Here is a 21,042-nt window from a genome sequence, read left to right on the forward strand (position 1 = left end):
GATGTTTTCTACGAATTACGAATTACGTAGCTTGCTTCTCGCCTTCTCTACGAGACGCTACGCGAATGGCGATTATTACGAATTAGCTAAAGAAGCTTCTGAACAGCATTGCTAAAGTCTTCGTAAGGAGAAACTCCCACAATGGTTTCTGCTAAAGTACCATCTTTGAAAATTAAAACTGCTGGAATACTGCGAAGACCGAATTGTTTGAAAATTGGCTTATTGTTGTCAACGTCTACCTTAACGACTTTAGCGCGACCTTTGTATTCTTGGGCAAGTTGATCCATTAACGGACTGACTAAGCGACAAGGGCCACACCAAGTAGCAGTAAAATCAACAACAACAACTTTCTCTTCACTTCCATTTAAAACAACATCAAATTCACTTTCTTCAACGTAAGCAACTATGTCAGTATCTGTAGACATTTTTTAATTCCTTAGTGTCAAACTAAAATTTCAGCAAAAAGCTAACTATACAAACTATACTCCCTTCTGAGTCTCAGATTCATTAGTTATCTACATTCATTGGGAAACCCCACAGATGAGTTTTGCTTACTAGCGTATATTTAATAACTTAAAACTTTTGTACGTAGAGTGCGATCGCATAACACACTCTACCAACCAACCTAATCCAAAAACCCATACCTTCAAGGCGTAGAAGCGTCAATACTCATCCTGCCGATCAAACAGTTCTAACAACCCAATTGTGCCTACAAAAAAAGTATAAGTAGCATATTTTATTGGCATCTTTTGTTTGGAAGGTGCATAAAAAGCTGCTATAATGCTCTCAATGAAATGGCTGATTATGGCAAAACGCTCAATCCAAAAAATAAGATTAAGGCTGCTTGGCACATTAATATTAGTTATTACTGCATAAATATTCCATGATTCCAATCCAATTGCGCTTGTTATAAGCACTGTAGATATAATTTTTACAAAGGTATAAATCTTTTTTTTGATAAACTTTAAGTTCATACTGGTTACAAAAATAATATTTAACATATAGCGGTTCCCATTCAGATGCAGTACAACATTATATCGTGGGGTGTAGGGGCACGGCACTGCCGTGCCCCTACGGGTGTATCTCACTCACGCAAACCAGAAGCGCTATATATACAAAACTTGGGAAATTAACAGACAAATTAATGTGTGTTATTTAAAAATTTGCCCTAAGTCAATCAATTTTATTTATCTCATGATTTCCATTTTTGTAAAAGCCTATAAAAATATAGATATGGTACAGAGGTAAATTAGCACAGCTAGCTATACGCCCTTACGAATATTTTGTATGAGAACCGCTATCTATATTAACCCAACTTGCGGGTTATCTGAGTTCGAGCACTTCGCACTCTGAGATTGATGCGATCGCCTCAAATAGAGTAACTATAAGCTGGGTTTTGGACAAAAAAAATGGGCGAGTTTCTCTGTTGAGAAATATATTAATGGCAGTCGAGAGATAAGGATCTTTAGAATCTTTCCAAAAAGGATCTTCCCACGCTGATGTTAAGACTGGGAAATGACGACCTCCAGAAGCCTTGAGATAATTTCCCATCACCTCTGGTTGTATTAAGTATGTAATTATTCTACCGCGTGGTTTAATAATTCCATTAATGAAGCGAATACGAGGTGCTTAATATAGCACCTCGCATTCTGAAGATTTCTATTTGACTGTGGCGTAGAGGATTAAACAACTAGAAAGTTGTTTTGGCTTAGTGACACTCCACCAGATAGTTGTGCAAATTGTACCTGAGCAAATCCACCCGCACTGCCATCTTGGTCAAAATATAGTGCACCTGTGGTGTTGTTATAGATAAATCGCTGATCGAGCTTTGTTGCAGATGTTCCAAGGGAAAAAGAGCTAGCTGAGAGTAAACCTGATGATAACGCACCACCAAAACCAGCAGCCGATACCTGAATCAGTTCATTAGTCGCATTGAAGTTATAAATGCTATCAACGCCTTCATTGAAACTATTGAAAACAAAGGTATCAGTACCAGTTCCTCCATAAAGGTTATCATTACCTTTGCCACCTTTGAAGGTGTTTTTGCCAGAGGCACCAGAGGCTGTGAGAGTATCATTACCATCGCCTCCATCCAGTAGATTATTGCCTGATGAATAGTCCACAATCAAGCGATCGTCATTAGCACCACCATTGAGCGTGTTATTCCCAGAGACAGTATAAGCTCCGTATGACGAATATAAGGAGGCTGAACCAGAGGCTGTGAGAGTATCATTGCCATCGCCCCCATTCAGTAGGTTATTGCCTGATGAATAGTTAGTAACTAAGTTATCGTCACCAGCGCCACCATTGAGGGTGTTCTTACCAGAGATAGCATCAAGATAAAAATCGCCTCGGTAGTCGTCGTAGGAGCCAGAGACGTTAAGAGAATCATTATCATCACCACCAGAGAGGGAATTATTACCATTTGAATAGTCAGCACTCAAGTAATCCTTACCTGCACCGCCGAGAATTGTGTTATTTCCGCGTCCCCCAGCGAGGGTATCGTTGCCATTGCTCCCCACAATCAAATCATCGTAGTTTGTACCTGAGATATTTAATTGCTCGATATTCTTGTAGCTAACCTGATTCGGGCCTGCTGTAATCGAACCAGTGTTAGTAGCAGCATTGAATGTCGTTGTGATTCCCTGGTTGATAGAATAGTTATAGAAGGACAACAAATCGTCACCGTTGCCTCCATCTATGGTATCTTTGCCGCGATCGCCTCCGGTGAGTGTATCATTGCCATTGCCCCCCACAATCAAATCATTGTAGGCTGTACCTGAGATATTTAATCGTTCAATATTTTTGTAGCTAACCTGATTCGTGCCTGATGTAATGGAACCAGTGTTAGTAACAGCATTGAATGTCGTTGTGATTCCCTCACCCCCGCTAGAATTACTGTAACAATAGGCTTCCAATAAATCATCGCCTTTTCCCCCATCGATAGTATCATTGCCACTACTACTCCCGTAGAGCGAAAGGGTATCGTTGCCATTACTTCCCACAATCAAGTCATTGTAGACTGTACCTGAGATATGTAATCCTTCGATATTCTTGTAGTTAATCAGATCCGTGCCCGCTTTAATCGAGCCAGTGTTAGTAGCAGCATTGAATGTTGTTGTGATTCCCTCACTAGGATAGATATACGAAACGCTCAACAAATCGTTACCTGTCCCCCCATCTACTGTTTGAGTCGCTAAGGAAGGTGGGGAAGTATATAGGACGAAAGAGAAGGAATCATTACCATTCCCTCCATTGAAAATGTTATTACCAAACGTGCCATAGGCTTTTTTGTCGTCGTAGTAGCCAGAGGCAAAGAAAGAATCATTGCCATCCCCCCCATTGAGGATGTTATTGCCCGTTGAATAGTTAATACTCAATTCATCGTCACCAGCACCACCATTGAGAGTGTTATTCCCGGAGGTAAAAGAGGCGGAATAGTCATAGTCGCGAGAGGCACTAAGAGAATCATTGCCATCTCCTCCATTGAGGATGTTATCGCCTGTTGAAAAGTTAGCATTTAATTGATCGTCACCAGCACCACCGTTGAGGGTGTTATTGCCATCTGTCTTAGACGTAGAGAGATTATCATTGCCATCTTCTCCATTGAGGATGTTATCGCCTGTTGAAGAGGTAGCACTGAATTGATCGTTACCAATACCACCGTTAAGGATGTTATTGCTTGTTGAATAATCAACATTCAAGCAATCGTTACCTTCACCGCCAAAAATCGTATCATTGCCATAATTTAAATCATTGCCACTACTGCCACCGAAGAGTAAATCGTTGCCATTGCTCCCAACAATAAAGTCAGCGTAGGTTGTACCTCTAATTTCTAATTGTTCGATATTGTTGTAGTTAATCTGATTTGTGCCAGCCCTAATTGAGCCAGTGTTAGTAGCAGCATCGAAACTTGAAATGATTCCTTTAGTAGCACTGGTGTAATATACAGACAAGTAATCCTCACCAGTTTCTCCATTTACACTTTGAGTAGTTAAGGAAGAGGGGGCAGTTTTTGAGGCGGACAAATAGAAGGTGTCATTACCAGCCCCTCCATTTAGAGTGTTTCTACCCTGGACTTCATCTGCGTAAAAAGAATCATCGCCATCTTTGCCTAAAACCGTATTGTTGCCAACAGAATATCTAATATCAAGGTAGTCATCCCCAGCATCTCCACTGAGGATGTTATTTCCACAAGAATAGGCAGCATCAAGGGTATCATTTCCCTCATCACCCCCTACCAGGTTATTACCAGTACCACCACGCAGGGAGTCGTTATCTGTACCACCAAGAAGAGTATCATTCCCTGCACCACCAATGAGGGTATCATTTCCGGCATCACCGCTTAAAAGGTCGTTGCCATTTTTGCCATCAATGATATCATCACCCACTTTAGCGTTAATTGTATCTGCACCCTGACTACCCAGTAGAGTATCTTTACCGTTGGTTCCAATGATATTCACCATAACTTTTATCTTCCTGAATCGATTTTTTGAGTAACTTCAGCTATTAACTTTTTGTTAATGTTATTTAAGGACACACAGAAATTGCCGAGAGTTAACGCTTTCGACATACTTTTATGTCACCCTTGAGGGCTAGCAATTTTCTCGAAGATTTACCCTATTGATAAGCTTGTAAGTAGGACTTATCTAACTGACTTGAAAAAGGCAGGAGGTTCAAAGTTAAATTCTTTACCTAATTCCCTATTTCCTTTTTCATTCGTTATTTGTGTACCCATTAATAATGCTATTTACGACTATCTAAGTCTTAAGCATTGTACTATTTATGAGCGTGTATTTAGGAAAACAGATGGTTTCACACTTTTTCTATCATTCTTGATCCGCAGATCAACCCAGCCATCACTGACAAAGTGTCGAAAAATCAAGCTTGAATGCCTAAAACCCACACTTCATATTTCTCATCAAAGCGTAGCCCTACTGTCGTAAATATAGAGAATAATTCACTTTCGATAGGGAAAGAATTTTTATGCAGTTGTTGTGGGCTATCGCCCGCGGGTGTATAGCTTAAAAATAAGGAACATCTAAATAACACTTTGATAACCATATCTGAAAATTTACTGAGATGTCCACACTTAAAGACATATCTTTGCATACTCTTCACATTATTTGCCGATCAGTATAATGTGAGTACTTATCTTTATGTATTCTTCATGTCTTGATAGCCACTAATAATTATATGCAGCAGCTAAACAGCAGCTAAATGGTTGTTTGATCTGCTCGTGTAGCGTGTCGTCCCCCTAGTAGACAAGCAAGCTGTAAGAGTTTTTGAAATCTGTATGCTGCGAGGTTCTGACGAATCGCTGTAGAGTATTGGCAAGTTATCAATAGCTACTTAAGAATAACTATCTCCACCAAACATACTTCCGTAGCTTAGGCGTAACCTATCGTATAAAAACTACTAATGACGGTGGATCTGAAACTGGATTATACTGATAAATTTTGAACAAAATTAACACTCTCACCGCCATTAGGTACTTATTGTAGAAGTATAAAAAAGTTGTACAATTTTGCAGTTTGTAACCCCTATATTACCGTTGGCATTCACGCGACTTATAAAAATAAAGTTTTACAATTTTCCCAAAATTCGTCATATTGATAAATAAAAAAGTTGTACAATATCTCAAAAGCAAACCTTGTAATGGTTTGGAACTATTGACTACAAGATTCGATGGCGATCGCATCCCAAGTGCAAAACTGAATTAATAGGTTGAGTTTGCGATGGATGCGATCGCACTCTATTTCACTTTACCTGTAGCCACTAGCATGGAGCGATCGCTTAAATCATCTCTCAACTAAGCAACGCCATTTTCTAGGCAACCACAGCCAAAAACAGTAAATATACTAGCTACTAACCAGCCTAGTGTCTCTTATGGTCATAACAAGCAATGTCCGACCAAAAAACATTGGTATTTACATTGCTACTGACATCTGCCAAAAGGGAAAACACCGCAACATGGTTAGACTTGAGGATCTGACAAAAGGCACACAAGTACAAGGTATTCTGCCAAATAGTATTGTCGCGATCGTTGATGCTCAGTGGCATGGCTCTGATGTTGTGGAATTAACATACAAAGATGCTAGCGGCACGTTAGGGAATGAGTTAGTCTTTCGAGACAGAGAACCTACCCTGGAAATAATCACCTCTGGTGGTGCTTGGAGTTTCACTGCTGATGGAGCTAATTTTCGTCTGGTATCAGAAGCGCACCGCATCCGTCTAGCTTATCTGTTCGACCCCTTGCTAGCCGTTCACACCTCTCTAGTCGAACCCTTACCCCACCAAATCACTGCCGTTTATGGGGAAATGTTAACTCGACAACCTCTGCGTTTTCTCTTAGCAGATGATCCAGGTGCAGGTAAAACTATTATGGCAGGGTTGCTGATGCGGGAATTGCTCATCCGAGGTGATTTGCATCGTTGCCTTGTGATTTGTCCCGGCAGTTTAGCCCCACAGTGGCAAGATGAATTGTCGCAAAAGTTTCATTTACGCTTTGAAATTCTCACCAACGATCGCATTGAATCAGCAGTAACTGGAAATGCTTTTGCCCAAATGCCGTTGGTGATTGTGCGACTGGACAAACTCAGCCGCAATCAAGACTTACAAGCAAAGCTAGCGCAGACAGACTGGGATTTGGTTGTTTGTGACGAAGCTCATAAAATGTCAGCTTCGTTTTTTGGTGGTGAAATTAAAGAGACGAAACGCTACAAACTTGGTAAGTTACTCTCAACTTTAACTAGGCATTTTTTATTAATGTCAGCGACACCACATAACGGCAAAGAGGAAGACTTCCAGTTGTTTATGGCGTTATTGGATGGAGACAGATTTGAAGGACGCTTCCGCGATGGTGTTCATGTAGCCGATACTTCCGACTTGATGCGGCGATTGGTTAAAGAAGATTTGCTGAAGTTTGATGGAAAACCGCTATTTCCAGAACGCCAAGCTAGCACTATAGAATACGAACTATCGGATTTAGAAGCGGTACTTTATAAGCGAGTCACTGAGTATGTCCGCGAGGAATTTAATCGTGCCGATGCTTTAGAAAATGAAGGGCGCAAAGGTAATGTTGGCTTTGCTTTGACTATTTTGCAACGTTGGCTTACTTCTTCCCCAGAAGCTATATATCAATCGCTGCTACGCCGTCGGGAAAGGTTGCAAAAACGACTGAGGCAAGAAGAAGTTTTGAGGCGAGGAAGTAATGCAATCATCATTGAATTTAAGCAGGTTCTGGATCTGGAAGACTTAGAAGATGATTTAGAGGATATTCCTGGTGAAGAACGAGAAGCAACAGAACAGGAAGTAGTTGATCTAGCTACAGCATCACGGACGATCGCAGAATTACAAACAGAAATTAAGCTTTTAGAAGAATTAGAGCAACTGGCACTGCCGGTGCGACGTAGTGGTAAAGATAAAAAATGGGAAGAACTCTCTAATCTGTTACAAAATGATGCCGAAATGTTCAACGCCCAAGGACATCGGCGCAAACTCCTGATTTTTACCGAGTACCGGGACACATTAAATTATTTGACAGATAGGATTCTGACGCTACTAGGGCGTAATGAAGCTGTGGTAAATATACATGGCGCAATGGGACGCGAAGAACGCCGCAAAGCGCAAGAGGCGTTTACCCAAGATATCGAAGTACAAGTCTTAATAGCTACGGATGCTGCGGGTGAAGGGATTAACTTGCAAAGGGCGCACCTTATGGTTAATTACGATTTACCTTGGAATCCTAACCGCCTAGAACAGCGTTTCGGGCGAATTCACCGGATTGGGCAGACGGAGGTCTGTCACTTATGGAATTTAGTGGCAAAAGGCACTCGTGAAGGCGATGTGTATTTAGCGTTATTGAAAAAGATAGACGCAGAGCAGAAGGCGTTGGGAGGTAAAGTATTTGATGTATTGGGAAAAGCGATCGCAGGGACGGAATTACGAGAGTTATTGATTGAAGCAATTCGCTATGGCGATCAACCAGAGGTGCGAGACAGACTCAACCAAGTCGTACATGATAAACTCGACCAACAGCGACTACGCGAACTTTTAGAAGAAAGAGCTTTGGCACGGGATTCGATGGATATCGCCAAAGTGCAGCAAATTCGGGAAGAAATGGAAAGGGCAGAGGCACGACGGCTGCAACCTCATTTTATTGCTTCTTTCTTCCTAGAAGCATTTACCCAATTAGGTGGAACATTGCGTCAACGTGAACCCCAGCGTTACGAAATCAGTCATGTTCCGGCAGTTATTCGCAATCGAGGGCGGCAAATTGGTGTAGGAGAACCGTTGCTGCTACGCTACGAACGCATCTGCTTTGAAAAAGATTTGATCAGCATTTCTGGTAAACCCCTAGCTGCCTTCATCTGTTCTGGACATTCTCTACTAGATGCCACAATTGACCTGACTTTGGAACGACACCGGGATTTGTTGAAACAAGGGACTATCTTAGTCGATGAAAATGATTCCAGCGAAGGAACCCGCGCCTTAGTTTATCTAGAACATTCCATACAAGACGCGCGGACAAATTTAAATGGCTCTAGGCGTTTAGTATCACGGCGGATGCAATATGTAGAAATCAATCCAGAAGGCAATACTTACAATGCAGGTTACGCACCTTACCTCAACTACCGTCCGCTAACAGACGAGGAAAAAAGTGTTGTAGAAAAAATTTTAGAAGAATCTTGGTTGCGAGAAGATTTAGAAGCAAAAGCCAAGAGTTATGCGATCGCTCATCTTGTTCCTCAACATCTTCAAGAACTCAAGCAGCGCAAGGAGGAACTTATTGCTAAGACGATGACAGCAGTAAAAGATAGATTAACCAAGGAGATTAATTACTGGGATCATCGGGCAGAAGAACTGAAAATGCAAGAGGAAGCTGGCAAGCCTAATGCCAAAATTAACTCAGGTAAAGCACGTCAGCGAGCTGATGATTTGCAAGCACGGTTAATGCAGCGCTTGGAGGAATTAGAGCAAGAACGTAGATTATCGCCATTACCGCCTGTAGTGGTTGGGGGTGCGTTGGTAGTTTCAGTAGGCTTGCTGCAACGAATGCAAGGCAAACAACAGGCAACAACAGCGATGTTTGCCAGGGAGACAGAACGGGTAGAACAGGCAGCAATGACGGCTGTGATGGAAGTAGAACGCAATTTAGGGTACGAACCAACAGATGTAAGTACCCAGAAGTGTGGCTATGATATTGAATCACGTCCCCTCACCCCCAGCCCCTCTCCCAAATTGGGAGAGGGGAGCCGGAGGCGGGGTGAGGGCTTGCGATTTATTGAGGTGAAAGGGCGAATTACAGGCGCTAAAACTGTGACAGTGACGAAGAATGAAATTATTACCGCTCTAAACAAGCCTGATAATTTCATTTTGGCATTGGTGCAAGTGCCTGTAGCAGAAAATATGGAAGGTAATTGTTCTATTCACTACTTACGCCGTCCATTCCATAAAGAACCAGATTTTGCCGTGACGAGTGTTAATTATGATTGGCTGGAGTTGTGGCAAAAGGGAACTGAGCCGTTTTAAAATAATTATTTACCGTATTAATGATTACACTCTTCAGATTTTTTAATCATTCTTTCTTCTCCAAGAGTATTCGATTTCATTGGTTATAATGCTGGTAATCAGTAGGGCATAAGTAAAATGTCACCAAAAACTTTTGATATTGCTGACTTATCTGAGAATTTAGCTGATTTATTGTCAGATATCCAAAATAATGTTGAAGTTACCCTAACTCATCAGGGTGTCCCTTTGGCAAAAGTTTTGCCTTTGACTCAACCTGAGCCTACGGTTACTAAAGCTGATTTAAATGATGCCTTAAAGCCAAGAGTTGCGGGTTTTTGGCAGGGAAAAGTTAAGATTGCTGACGATTTTGATGAGACTCCAGAAGAAGTAATTGCAGCATTTTATGGGGATGAGTAGTGAGTTTTTTGTTAGATACTCATATTTTGTTGTGGTTTTTAGAAAATGATTCTAAATTGTCAGATTGGTTACGAGAGGTAATTACTAATCCTGAAAATTTAATTTTCGTCAGTGCGATTAGTGCTTGGGAGATTTCAATTAAACAGTCTTTAGGAAAGTTAATTGCTCCTGGTAATTTGGAGGAGGCTTTGCGCTTCAGTCGGTTTGAGGTTTTGTCTATGACATTGGCACATGGAATAAAGGTTGCTGATTTACCTCTACACCATAAAGATCCTTTTGATCGGATGTTAATTGCTCAAGCTTTAGTAGAAGGTTTAACAATAATTACAGTAGATCAAAAGTTTAAATTTTATGATGTGCCATTATTCTCTGATGATTTTGGGTAGCTCAAATATGCCAAAATTTCAGAACTCTAGCTTTCTCTAGAATAACTGCTACAGGTTTACTTCGTAGGCGTAGCCCGTCGTAGACATCGCAATTTTGTCAGACTAATCCCTTTTAAGTCTGCCTACTTTATTGGATAGCTAGTTATCCAAGTAAAAAGGGATGCTTTTGGTGAGAGCAATCACACGACTAAACTAACTCTTTAGCAGAAATCCTCAGAGGCTCGACTTTATGCGATCGCTTTCCTTTGGGTGCTACAAAGCGAATCTCGACATCGTAACCTGCACTCCTAGCAAGTTTTGCTAGAGTTTCAATTTTAGGAACCTGTTTCCCAGATTCAATCCGAGCTAGCTGTGGCTGTTTAATACCAACCAACTTAGCAAAATCCCGTTGATTTAAGCCGCTAGCCTTTCTTAAAGCAATAACTTGTTTTGCACACTGGAATTCAGATTCCAAGGCATCGTATTCAGCCTTTACCTCTGGATCTGCTAAAACCTCATCACGAATAGAATCCCAAGAAATTGTGTTAGAAGTCATCGTTTTTTAAACTACAGGCTTTTAGCTAAAGATAATGTGCGCTCCTCCGAATTATCACTGAACCATCTAGCTGGTATCGTGATTATAATTGCCGGACGAAGCTCTGTAACTAAGTTAGGCGAGCAGCAATCAACAAAGACTAATTAGCCTACCAATGCTTGATGTAAATATTCCGTAAGTCCACTCACTCGGAATATTTTGTGCTGCTTCTTGCTCAGACATTTACTCGCTTCCATCATATCAGTCTCGCAAAATAATGACCTACCGCAAGAAGCTAATCGAAGTCGCGTTACCCCTGGAAGCAATTAACAAAGAATCTGCCAGAGAAAAATCAATTCGGCATGGACACCCTTCGACGCTACATTTATGGTGGGCGCGGCGACCTTTGGCAGCTTGTCGAGCAGTTTTGTTTGCATCTTTGGTAGATGATCCCTCAAGTCATCCTGAAAAATTTCCCACTGAAGAGGAACAAGAAAAAGAACGCCAACGATTACATGACTTAATTGGGCGAATTGAAAATGTTGAAACAAGGGGAAAATCAACCCAAACTGTTCGTGGTTTAGTATCTTGGGATGACATAACAAATACCAGTGTAGTTGAGGAAGCACAAAGAGAAATTGCTCGTTGCCTTGCTTGGGAAAAAGGTGACGAACCACCAACTAAACGGGAAGAAGTAACACAGTATTTAAGCAAACACGCACCACCTATTTATGATCCCTTTTGTGGTGGAGGTAGTATACCTTTGGAAGCCCAAAGATTGGGGTTAGAGGCACATGGTAGTGATATTAATCCTGTAGCGGTTTTGATTACTAAAGCTTTGATTGAAATTCCGCCGAAGTTTGCAAATTTGCCTCCCATTAACTCTGATTCTCGGAAGAATTCTCTAAAAACTAAGACATGGTATGGGGCGCAGGGTTTAGCTGAAGATGTACGCTATTACGGGCAATGGATGCGGGAACAAGCTTTTAAGCTAATTGGGCATTTGTATCCCAAGGTGGATTTGCCCTCATCCCCTAGCCCCTTCTCCCAGAATGGGAGAAGGGGGACAGGAAAGGGAGAAGAAAATACACCCCTCTCCCAGGATGGGAGAGGGGACGGGGGTGAGGGCAGAGCAACGGTGATTGCTTGGCTGTGGGCTAGGACTGTGAAATGTCCTAACCCAGCTTGTGGTTGTCAGATGCCTTTGGTACGTTCTTTTGAGCTTTCGAGTAAGAAAGGGAAGGAAGCTTGGGTAGAACCAACTATTAACCATAGCCAGCAACCGCCTGTGATAAGTTTTCAAGTGAAGTCTGGCAAGGGTGAACCGCTAGATGAAACTGTTAGCCGCAAAGGTGCAATTTGTATCTGTTGCAGTACTCCTATGCCTTTGGATTATGTTCGTGCTGAAGGTAAAGCAGGACGGATGGGCGCTCAGTTGATGGCTATCGTGGCAGAAGGTGAACGTGGACGGGCGTATTTATCGCCAACTAACAAAGACGAGGAAATTGTAACTTCAGTAAAACCAGAATGGAAGCCTGAAGTCAATTTGCCTCATAATCCACGAGATTTCAAAACGCCTAACTACGGGATGCGTACATTTGCAGAACTTTTTACCCCGCGTCAGCTTGTAGCACTAAACACTTTTTGTGAATTAGTAAGCGAAGCACGGGAAAAGATACTTTCTGATGCTGTAGCTTTTGAAATACCAGATGATAGTTTACCTTTTTGTGAAGGTGGTAAGGGTGCGACTGCTTACGCGGATGCAGTGGCGACTTATTTAGCGATCGCAGTGGATCGAATGAGCGATTACTGTTCAAGTATTTGTAGTTGGCATTCGTCAGGCGAGAAAATGCGAAATACATTTGCCCGTCAAGCAATTCCTATGACTTGGGATTTCGCAGAAGTAAATCCATTTAGCAGTTCCAGTGGTAACTTTATTGGTGCAGTTAATTGGATAGCCAAAGTAGTTGAAATTTCTCCTTGTAGCACTCAAGGATTTGTCCAACGCATAGATGCTACTAAATCAGATATTTACGCAAAATCAATAGTTGTTTCTACAGACCCACCCTACTACGATAATATTGGCTACGCCGACCTTTCGGAGTTTTTTTATGTTTGGCTACGACGTTCTCTAAGTTTTATCTATCCCGACCTTTTCAGTACCATAATTATTCCTGATAAAGAACGAGAATTAGTGGCTACACCTTATCGCTTTAGTGGTAGTAAACAAAAGGCAAAAGAATTTTTTGAGACAGGACTGGGTGAAACTTTTAAACGGATGCGTGAGATGGCGCATGACGGATATCCTTTGACTGTTTATTATGCGTTCAAGCAAACCGAAACAGATGATGAAGTTTCTCTCACAGAAGCAAAGGGGAACGGTGATATTAGAGCTTCAACCGGATGGGAAACGATGCTTGAAGGACTTATAAAAGCTGGTTTTAGCATTACTGGTACTTGGCCAATGCGAACAGAATTAAGTAACCGCACGATTGCTAGTGGTACTAATGCCCTCGCCTCATCCATTGCTCTCGTCTGCCGCCCTCGCCCAGAAACTGCTCCATCCGCAACCCGCCGCCAATTTGTCAACATTCTCAAACGCGAACTTCCAGATGCACTGCAAAAACTGCAACAAGGCAACATCGCCCCAGTAGATTTGGCACAAGCCAGCATTGGCCCAGGTATGGAAATATACTCTCGCTACAGCAAAGTCCTGGAATCAGGCGGTGAACGAATGCCTGTGCGTATTGCACTACAACTGATTAACCAAACTTTAGATGACTTTCTCGCTGAACAAGAAGGAGAATTTGATGCTGAAACCTGCTTTGCGTTGATTTGGTTTGAACAGCATACCTTTAATGAAGGATTATTTGGCGATGCTGAAACCCTCTCCAAAGCTAAGAATACAGCAGTACAAGGGATGGTAGACGCTGGCATCCTCACTGCCAAAGTGGGTAAAGTGCGACTATTGCGCCGCGACGAATTACCCAAAAATTGGAATCCCCAAACCGATAACCGCCTCACAGTCTGGGAAGCCACACAGCACATGATTCGGGAATTGCAAGACGGTGCTGGAAATCAAGGCGCTGCAAATTTGCTATCTCAACTGGGAACCATAGGAGAAGCAGCAAGGGAATTAGCTTATCGGCTGTATAACATTTGCGACAGAAAAGGCTGGGCTGCTGAAGGTGTCGCTTACAACAGCTTAGTGATTTCCTGGCCAGAAATTTCTCGCCTCGCTGCTGAAACCGAAGAAAAGATTCCTTTACAAGTAGCGTTGTTTTAAAGATGGAATTTGAAAAGCCTTCATTACCCTCACCCCCTAACCCCCTCTCCCAATTTGGGAAAGGGGGAACAAGATCAGAAGAAACTAATCCTACTCCCCTCTCCCAGCATGGGAGAGGGGCTGGGGGTGAGGGCACTTCCAATAACTGGCAAGTCCCCCCAGCCCTCCACCAAAAAATGAAAGACGTAGCCCGTCAGTTTCGCAAAGAACCTACACCCAGTGAAGCCATCCTTTGGCAAGCCTTGCGAAATAGAAAGTTAGAAGGTAGGAAATTCCGTCGTCAGCAACCAATTGGCTGTTTTATTGTTGATTTTTTTTGTGCAGCTGAACGTCTAATTGTTGAAGTAGACGGAGCCATTCATGAATCTCAAAAGATTCTAGATCAACACCGTCAAGAATTACTTGAATGTTTGGAATTGCGGTTTGTACGTATTAGTAGTGAGTTAGTGGAAACAAATTTACCTGCGACTTTACAAATTATTAGTCACGCTTTTATCCCAGATAGCCCTCATCCCCCAGCCCCTTCTCCCAATTTGGGAGAAGGGGAGCAAGAAGAAAAGTAATTTTACCCCTCTCCCAGGATGGGAGAGGGGCAGGGGTGAGGGCAATTTAACTATAAACATTAGTATAAAAATCTATGTCCGTAAGTAACCGCGAACGAGTTGGCAGGGTGCTAGACCTTTTGAGAGATGGCTTATATCCTTTTGTGGAAAGGGAAATGCGTTCCATTTATGGCGATAAGTGGGTAGTTGCCGCTACACCTTTTGTTCCAGAAGACCACAGCCTAAGACGTAATGTCCAGCAAATTCTTAAGCAAGACGAATCAGCACTGCTGAAACTCATGTCTAACCAGTGGCGTGAGGTGTTCAAAAAGACTCTGGGCAATGCTGAAAGAAGCTTGGTTGGGGAATTAATTGACACGCGCAACTCTTGGGCGCACAACAAGCCACTCTCTACAGATGATGCCTATCGCGCTCTTGATAGCGTATCGCGGTTACTTTCTGCTTTTTCTGCACCAGAAGCAGATGAAGTTGATAAACAAAAACAAGAACTTTTGCGGGTACGCTTTACAGAACAAGCCCGTCGTGAAACTCGTCGTGCTACTCACCAACCTCTAGAAGGCACTCCTGTAGGCGGTTTAAAACCCTGGCGAGAAATTGTTACACCTCACCCAGATGTTGCCTCTGGTAGCTACCAACAAGCAGAATTTGCTGCCGACCTCTGGCAAGTTTATTTAGATGAAGGTTCCGACGAATATCGTATACCTACAGAGTTTTTTAGCCGCACTTTTCTCACCGAAGGGCTAAAGCAACTGCTCACAAATGCCTTGCTACGTCTTTCTAGCAATGCAGGCGACCCCGTTATCGAACTGCAAACCAACTTTGGTGGCGGCAAAACCCACGCGATGCTGGCACTATACCACCTGTTTATGGGAGTTCCCGCATCCAAGTTACCCGGATTGGAACCAGTGCTGGAAGCGGCAAATGTTTTACCTCCGCCAAAAGTTAACACAGCAGTGCTGGTAGGAAATAAAATTTCTCCCGGTCAGCCTCAACCTAAAAAAGATGGCACATTTGTCCGAACACTTTGGGGCGAATTAGCTTGGCAACTGGGCGGTAGGGAAGCCTACGAAATGATTCGAGAAGCAGATGAAACTTCAACTAACCCTGGCGATGCCCTCCGGCTGCTGTTTAACCGCTATGCACCCTGCCTGATTTTAATTGATGAATGGGTGGCTTATGCCCGACAGCTTCACGAAATAAACGACCTTCCGGGGGGCAGCTTTGACACTCACTTTACCTTTGCCCAGACTTTGAGTGAGTCGGCAAAAAACGCTAACCAAACTCTTTTGGTCGTGAGTATTCCTGCATCTGATAATGAGATTGGAGGCGATCGCGGTAAAGCAGCCTTAAGTAGACTCAAAAATGCTATTGGCAGAGTCGAATCTCCTTGGCGACCAGCAACTGCCGATGAAAGCTTTGAAATTGTGCGGCGGCGGCTGTTTCAACCCATCACCGAAGAAAATGGCTTTATTGCCCGTGATGCCATCATCCGTGCCTTTGCAGAAATGTACCAAAACCAATCTCAGGAGTTTCCTAGTGAGTGCCGAGAAGGTAGTTACAAACGACGGCTAGAAAATGCCTATCCTATCCATCCAGAACTGTTTGACCGACTTTATAATGACTGGTCAACTCTCGACAAATTCCAACGCACGCGGGGTGTGCTGCGACTGATGGCAAAGGTGATTCATTCACTTTGGGAAGGACAGGACAAGAGTTTGTTAATCATGCCTGCCAGCGTGCCAATGGATGACGGACAGGTACAAACAGAATTGACTCGCTACCTGGAAGATAATTGGGTGCCAGTGATTGAAAAAGATGTAGATGGATATAATTCTCTACCATTGGCGTGCGATCGCCAAAACCCGAACTTAGGACGTTACTCTGCCTGTCGTCGTGTCGCCCGGACGATTTACCTTGGTTCTGCTCCTACTCTGAGAGCAGCTAATCGTGGTGTAGAAGATCATCGGATCAAGTTAGGGTGTGTTCAACCAGGGGAAAGTGCAGCAACTTTTGGCGATGCTTTGCGCCGGCTTACCGACCAGTCCACACATCTTTATGTCGATAATACTCGTTACTGGTTCTCAACTCAGCCTAGTGTCACCAGACTTGCCCAAGACAGAGCCGAGCAAATCCAACAGGATCAGGATAAAGTTTGGGATGAAATCATTCTCCGATTAAAGGCTGATAAGCAACGTGGCGAGTTTGCTGGAGTACATATTGCTCCCGACTCCTCCGCAGATGTTCCTGATGAAATGGCTGTAAGGCTGGTTGTCATGGGGCCACAACATCCCCATAAAAATAAGGAAACTGAAACTCAAGCCCGCGCCAGAGCCGAAGAAATACTGAATCAAAAGGGAGCCAGTCCTCGGTACTGCAAAAATATGTTGCTGTTCCTAGCACCAGACAAGGCAAAACTGGAGCTATTAGAACAATCTGTTTGCCAGTACCTCGCCTGGAATTCGATTATTCGGGATAAAGAAGCCTTAAACTTAGATGTTTTTCAAAGCAATCAGGCGACAACTAAACAACAGCAAACCGACAAAGATGTAAAAAGTTTAATTCAGGAAGCTTACATCTGGTTGTTAGTGCCAATGCAACCCAACCCCCAAAGAGAGATTGAATGGCAAGAAATTCGATTGCACTCATCAGACTCTCCTATTGTGCAAGCAAGTCGTAAAGCAGTTCATGAAGAACATTTGATTGCTAACTATGCAGCCAGTCGTCTGCGCCTAGAAGCCCTCGATCCATATCTCTGGCGCGATGTAAACCACCTCGACCTTAAGAAGTTGTGGGAGTACTTAGCGTACTACCTTTACCTGCCACGCATCAAAAATCAACAGGTGCTATTAGAAGCGATCGCACTTGGAGTTGCAGCATTACTGTGGAATGAAAACTTTGCTTATGCCACAGGCTGGGATGAATCAAAAGGACGTTACCTTTGTTTGAAAACGGCTGAACACATTACCGTAACACTGAGTAGTCAAAGCCTGATAGTTAAACCCGAAGTAGCGCAACGCCAGCTTGAGGCAGATGCTGCTATGGCTAAACCTCCAACTCCACCACTAGTTAAAGAAGGAACAGGAAGTTATAAGACTGAAAAGGAAAAAACTATTGACACTGTAGTAACATCAGATGACTCCTCTAATGACAAAGTAACTGTCATAGTTCCACCAAAACGTTTCTATGGTTCAGTCAAATTGGACGCATTGCGATTACGACGTGACGTAGGACAAATAGCAGACGAGGTTATTCAACACCTCAGTAGTTTGGTAGATGCTGAAGTAGAAATTACCTTGGAACTTCAGGTCACTGTCCCTGAAGGAGTACCAGATAATGTAATTCGCATAGTCAGCGAGAATTGCCGGGTTCTCAAATTTAGTAATCAGGGATTTGAACAAGAATGAAGTTGAGGTACATAAACCTTGTTAGAAAGTAATAAGGTAAAGCATTACGTCACTCTCAAGAGTGCGTAACAGTAAAAGCTCCCACTTTGCCCTGTTTAGGCCATGGGATACATACTAGTACCTGAGCAGGTTGCCGTAACAAGTGGTACAAAATACTTAATTGATGACACGCCTTAGTAGTCCTAACCTCATAGCGTCAAAGCGATCGCTCACACTAACACCTGTCAACTCAACTGTTCTGGTTGAGAAAAGTATTTGTGAACTAGGGAAACTTGACTTCAACAAAAATCTTCCCAAATAATATAACAATTGATGCTTCAATAGCCAAAAATTTTACTTAAATAATTAACAGTGCTTTTAGTTATATTAAAATTTAAATATTTTTAGATTAATTTGTTAATCAATTTATCTCTGGAGAATAAGTTTTATCTTGCTCAAGAATACTCTAACACATCTTAGAAATCAAAAAAAATGTTAAAAATATCAGAATTTTTTATTTTTATGTAAGGGATTAATGAATATATTTAAATAGCTAGAGTTAATGGTATATATTGTGTGAGCTAGCTTTACACATGATATTTAGCGCTAGAAGCTAGTCACAAAAAGGCTAGAAGCTAGTCACAAAAAATAGATAAAATTATTATCAAAAGTGAGAATATAGAAGTACAGAAGTACTAAAAAATGCCTGAAAATAATATTTACCTATGAAAATTAAGATTTTATTGAGTAGTCTTTTTAATTATTTGGATAGTGTATAGTTGAGGAAATAAAGAGCATAATTTTAAGGATAAAAAATAATGCCACTGCAAAAAATAAGTGAATTTGATACAGACTACTCTAATACCCTGGGTAAAGACATAAAAGGAATGGGTGTGTATGTTCAGGGAACTGATGAGAAGATTGGCACAGTAAATGATGCTGTACTAGACGACCAAGGAGCATTTCGCTATTTAATTGTTGACTTAGGCTTTTGGATTTTTGGCAAGAAAGTCTTATTACCAGTAGGGAAATCGCGTATTGACTCTAGAGCAGACCGTGTATATGTCGTTGGGATGACAAGAGAGCAAGCGGAAAATTTACCTGAATATCAAGAACATACAGCACTTGACTACGACTATGAAGAACGAGTGCGCGGAGCATATCGCACACCGTCCGTAGAAAATTCAGCACCTCTGGATGCAACATCTGCGGCTGCGGTAGGATCGACAGTTGGACGCACTACTCCTAGTCCTGATCCCAACAGCTATACCTACGCACAGGACGCGGATCTGTATGATGTCAGCGCTCACGAAGACCAAAGCTTCAAACTCTACGAAGAAAGGCTGGTTGCTAATAAACAGCGCCGGAAAACCGGAGAAGTATCTATTGGTAAGCACGTTGAAACTGAAACTGTAAGAGTTGCTGTTCCAGTAGAAAGAGAGCGAGTTGTGATTGAGCGAGTGACTCCTGAAGATGCAGGCAAAGTTGTATCACCTCAAACAGCTAACTTCCGTGAGGGCGAGGTAGCACAGATAGAACTCTATGAAGAAGTTGCAGATGTCCAAAAGGAAGCTTTTGTGCGGGAAGAAGTCAGAGTGAAAAAAGTTGTAGACAAAGAAACCGTTGAAGTTGAAGATACCATTCGACGTGAAGAGTTAGATGTTGATGCTGAGGGTCGTACTATTGAGGAAAGAACTGGTAATAAGTTGCCTAAAGACCGTATTTAAGAAAACTGCTTTTAGCCTTCATCGCTTGTCAGACAGCACAGAAATTCTAGGCTGAGTCTGGAATCTCTTCAAGGGTTTTCGGCATTTTTGTGATTGAGCAAATGTATTTGCTTTCTATATGGGTTCGCAAGAGTTGTAGAGATCCCGAATTAGATTTAATCTACTGATTTAGCCACGGGACAGACTTCTTCAAACCAAAAAGCGCCAAGTCTGCGTTAGCTGAACTTGTCGGCACGTTTTTTCTGACGCTTGCTGCGCTCTTGGGTGGTAAACCTTATACTGTTGGGCTGACACTATTAAAAAGAATGCATCAGTAAGTTAAACCTCAAACCTCAAACTTAAGTTTTGCTATGTTACTACAAGATAAACAGAACGGCAATTTAGTAGAAATCCTCGACATTGAGGCACTGTTTAGCCCGAAAGAAACTACTGTTAAAGGACAATATCAGGTGGGAGAAGAAGAACAAGACCCAGAATCTTTTGAGAAAGGCAAATTAAATTTTCCTTCTGGTGAGAGCTTGCCACAATGTTGGATCGATGCAAATTACAAAAGCGCTTGAACATCTAGTTAAAATTCATGCCATGTATGTTGCATCTTTTGCTAGAGCTTATTCAAGCAATTACTCAAACCTCTATAGCAGTTCTAAATGATTTCTGAACTTTTCTGTTTATCCTCTTGGCACTCTTCTCTAACAAGACGCTGCGCGATGGGGGTTCGATAATTTTCATAAATAAAATAGGATTGCTATAGCCTGGGATTGTGCAACTTCCAACTTATTTTTTTAGGAGACAAGTGTGAATATGATTCAACAGTTTCGCCAAATTTTAATGGCTTTAATCTTGGCTTTAGTACTAACAACAACAGCTGCTTGTAGTGGTACGGTTCAAGCTAAACAACCAACTCAATTAGCACCCGGAATCAGTCGTAGTGGTGACTATGCCTTGTTAGAGCGTGGTAACAGCGTACAAGGTCAAGATTTTGGGAATTGGGTTGTTAGTACAGCAAAAGGAATTGTCCAAGATGCTTATGTTCGTGACAACAACAAGTTAGGTGTCGTGATTACGCCTCAAGTTCGCCCGACAGAAGTGCGATCGTTAACAAAATCCTTAGTCCAAGGTTTTCACAAAAATTTTCCCAATCAAGATTTGACGATTTTGGTATACGCACCCGATAAAAAACTGATTTTGACGGGTCAGTATGATGTGCAATCAAATCAAGTCGAGTATAAATAATTACTCATTCTTCTGGATTA

General features: G+C 42.2%; 13 protein-coding genes. 9 read left to right on the top strand and 4 right to left on the bottom strand.

Annotated elements, in window-relative coordinates; all coding sequences use genetic code 11:
* Window positions 1-86 precede the first annotated feature (86 nt).
* The 3 genes from trxA to NLP_RS21690 form a co-directional block, all read right to left on the bottom strand.
* The gene (trxA, locus tag NLP_RS21675) at window positions 87-425 is read right to left on the bottom strand and encodes a thioredoxin (RefSeq protein WP_104908176.1); all 339 of its coding nucleotides are present in this window, start codon (window positions 423-425) and stop codon (window positions 87-89) included.
* A gap of 237 nt (window positions 426-662) precedes the next feature.
* Complete coding sequence (locus NLP_RS21680) at window positions 663-974, bottom strand: hypothetical protein (RefSeq protein WP_199784872.1); 312 nt, start codon at window positions 972-974, stop codon at window positions 663-665.
* Window positions 975-1,682: 708 nt separating this feature from the next.
* Window positions 1,683-4,466, bottom strand: a complete 2,784-nt coding sequence (locus NLP_RS21690) for a beta strand repeat-containing protein (protein ID WP_104908179.1) — start codon at window positions 4,464-4,466, stop codon at window positions 1,683-1,685.
* A gap of 1,423 nt (window positions 4,467-5,889) precedes the next feature.
* On the opposite strand from NLP_RS21690, the gene NLP_RS21695 reads away from it, so the two are divergent.
* From NLP_RS21695 to NLP_RS21705, 3 genes are all read left to right on the top strand, one after another.
* Window positions 5,890-9,534: a helicase-related protein gene (locus NLP_RS21695; RefSeq protein WP_234017016.1), complete on the top strand. Its 3,645-nt coding sequence runs from the start codon at window positions 5,890-5,892 to the stop codon at window positions 9,532-9,534.
* 117 nt (window positions 9,535-9,651) lie between these two features.
* Window positions 9,652-9,930 carry a hypothetical protein gene (locus tag NLP_RS21700; protein ID WP_104908181.1) on the top strand — a complete coding sequence of 93 codons (279 nt, stop codon included), beginning with the start codon at window positions 9,652-9,654 and terminating at the stop codon, window positions 9,928-9,930.
* Entirely contained in the window at window positions 9,930-10,316 is a 387-nt protein-coding gene (locus tag NLP_RS21705; protein ID WP_104908182.1) for a type II toxin-antitoxin system VapC family toxin, read from the top strand. Before NLP_RS21700 ends, NLP_RS21705 begins: the two co-directional genes overlap by 1 nt.
* Before the next feature lie 187 nt (window positions 10,317-10,503).
* Here the strand turns inward: NLP_RS21705 and NLP_RS21710 are convergent, their stop codons facing one another.
* A complete protein-coding gene (locus NLP_RS21710) occupies window positions 10,504-10,851 on the bottom strand; it encodes a helix-turn-helix transcriptional regulator (protein ID WP_104908183.1) in 348 nt (115 codons plus the stop codon).
* A 256-nt stretch (window positions 10,852-11,107) separates the two neighbouring features.
* Between NLP_RS21710 and NLP_RS21715 the strand changes: the two genes are divergently transcribed.
* The 6 genes from NLP_RS21715 to NLP_RS21740 all read left to right on the top strand — a co-directional run bounded on the left by NLP_RS21715 (window position 11,108) and on the right by NLP_RS21740 (window position 21,022).
* Window positions 11,108-14,116: a DUF1156 domain-containing protein gene (locus tag NLP_RS21715; protein ID WP_104908184.1), complete on the top strand. Its 3,009-nt coding sequence runs from the start codon at window positions 11,108-11,110 to the stop codon at window positions 14,114-14,116.
* 176 nt (window positions 14,117-14,292) lie between these two features.
* Window positions 14,293-14,679: an endonuclease domain-containing protein gene (locus NLP_RS21720; protein ID WP_104909972.1), complete on the top strand. Its 387-nt coding sequence runs from the start codon at window positions 14,293-14,295 to the stop codon at window positions 14,677-14,679.
* Window positions 14,680-14,753: 74 nt separating this feature from the next.
* Entirely contained in the window at window positions 14,754-18,083 is a 3,330-nt protein-coding gene (locus NLP_RS21725) for a Swt1 family HEPN domain-containing protein (protein ID WP_104908185.1), read from the top strand.
* Window positions 18,084-18,880: 797 nt separating this feature from the next.
* Window positions 18,881-19,789, top strand: coding sequence for a DUF2382 domain-containing protein (locus tag NLP_RS21730; RefSeq protein WP_104908186.1), 909 nt, complete (start codon window positions 18,881-18,883; stop codon window positions 19,787-19,789).
* Between the two features lie 350 nt (window positions 19,790-20,139).
* A complete protein-coding gene (locus NLP_RS21735; protein ID WP_104908187.1) occupies window positions 20,140-20,349 on the top strand; it encodes an acetyltransferase in 210 nt (69 codons plus the stop codon).
* 235 nt (window positions 20,350-20,584) lie between these two features.
* The gene (locus tag NLP_RS21740; protein ID WP_199784668.1) at window positions 20,585-21,022 is read left to right on the top strand and encodes a hypothetical protein; all 438 of its coding nucleotides are present in this window, start codon (window positions 20,585-20,587) and stop codon (window positions 21,020-21,022) included.
* Window positions 21,023-21,042: the final 20 nt, after the last annotated feature.

It is taken from the genome of Nostoc sp. 'Lobaria pulmonaria (5183) cyanobiont', assembly GCF_002949795.1.
Classification (GTDB): domain Bacteria; phylum Cyanobacteriota; class Cyanobacteriia; order Cyanobacteriales; family Nostocaceae; genus Nostoc.

Coding starts and splice junctions, on each gene's coding strand:
- NLP_RS21695 (WP_234017016.1), top strand. CDS start 5,890: ATGGTCATAACAAGCAATGTCCGACCAAAAAACATTGGTATTTACATT.
- NLP_RS21690 (WP_104908179.1), bottom strand. CDS start 4,466: ATGGTGAATATCATTGGAACCAACGGTAAAGATACTCTACTGGGTAGT.
- NLP_RS21735 (WP_104908187.1), top strand. CDS start 20,140: ATGTTACTACAAGATAAACAGAACGGCAATTTAGTAGAAATCCTCGAC.
- NLP_RS21680 (WP_199784872.1), bottom strand. CDS start 974: ATGAACTTAAAGTTTATCAAAAAAAAGATTTATACCTTTGTAAAAATT.
- NLP_RS21710 (WP_104908183.1), bottom strand. CDS start 10,851: ATGACTTCTAACACAATTTCTTGGGATTCTATTCGTGATGAGGTTTTA.
- NLP_RS21700 (WP_104908181.1), top strand. CDS start 9,652: ATGTCACCAAAAACTTTTGATATTGCTGACTTATCTGAGAATTTAGCT.
- trxA (WP_104908176.1), bottom strand. CDS start 425: ATGTCTACAGATACTGACATAGTTGCTTACGTTGAAGAAAGTGAATTT.
- NLP_RS21725 (WP_104908185.1), top strand. CDS start 14,754: ATGTCCGTAAGTAACCGCGAACGAGTTGGCAGGGTGCTAGACCTTTTG.
- NLP_RS21715 (WP_104908184.1), top strand. CDS start 11,108: ATGACCTACCGCAAGAAGCTAATCGAAGTCGCGTTACCCCTGGAAGCA.
- NLP_RS21720 (WP_104909972.1), top strand. CDS start 14,293: ATGAAAGACGTAGCCCGTCAGTTTCGCAAAGAACCTACACCCAGTGAA.
- NLP_RS21730 (WP_104908186.1), top strand. CDS start 18,881: ATGCCACTGCAAAAAATAAGTGAATTTGATACAGACTACTCTAATACC.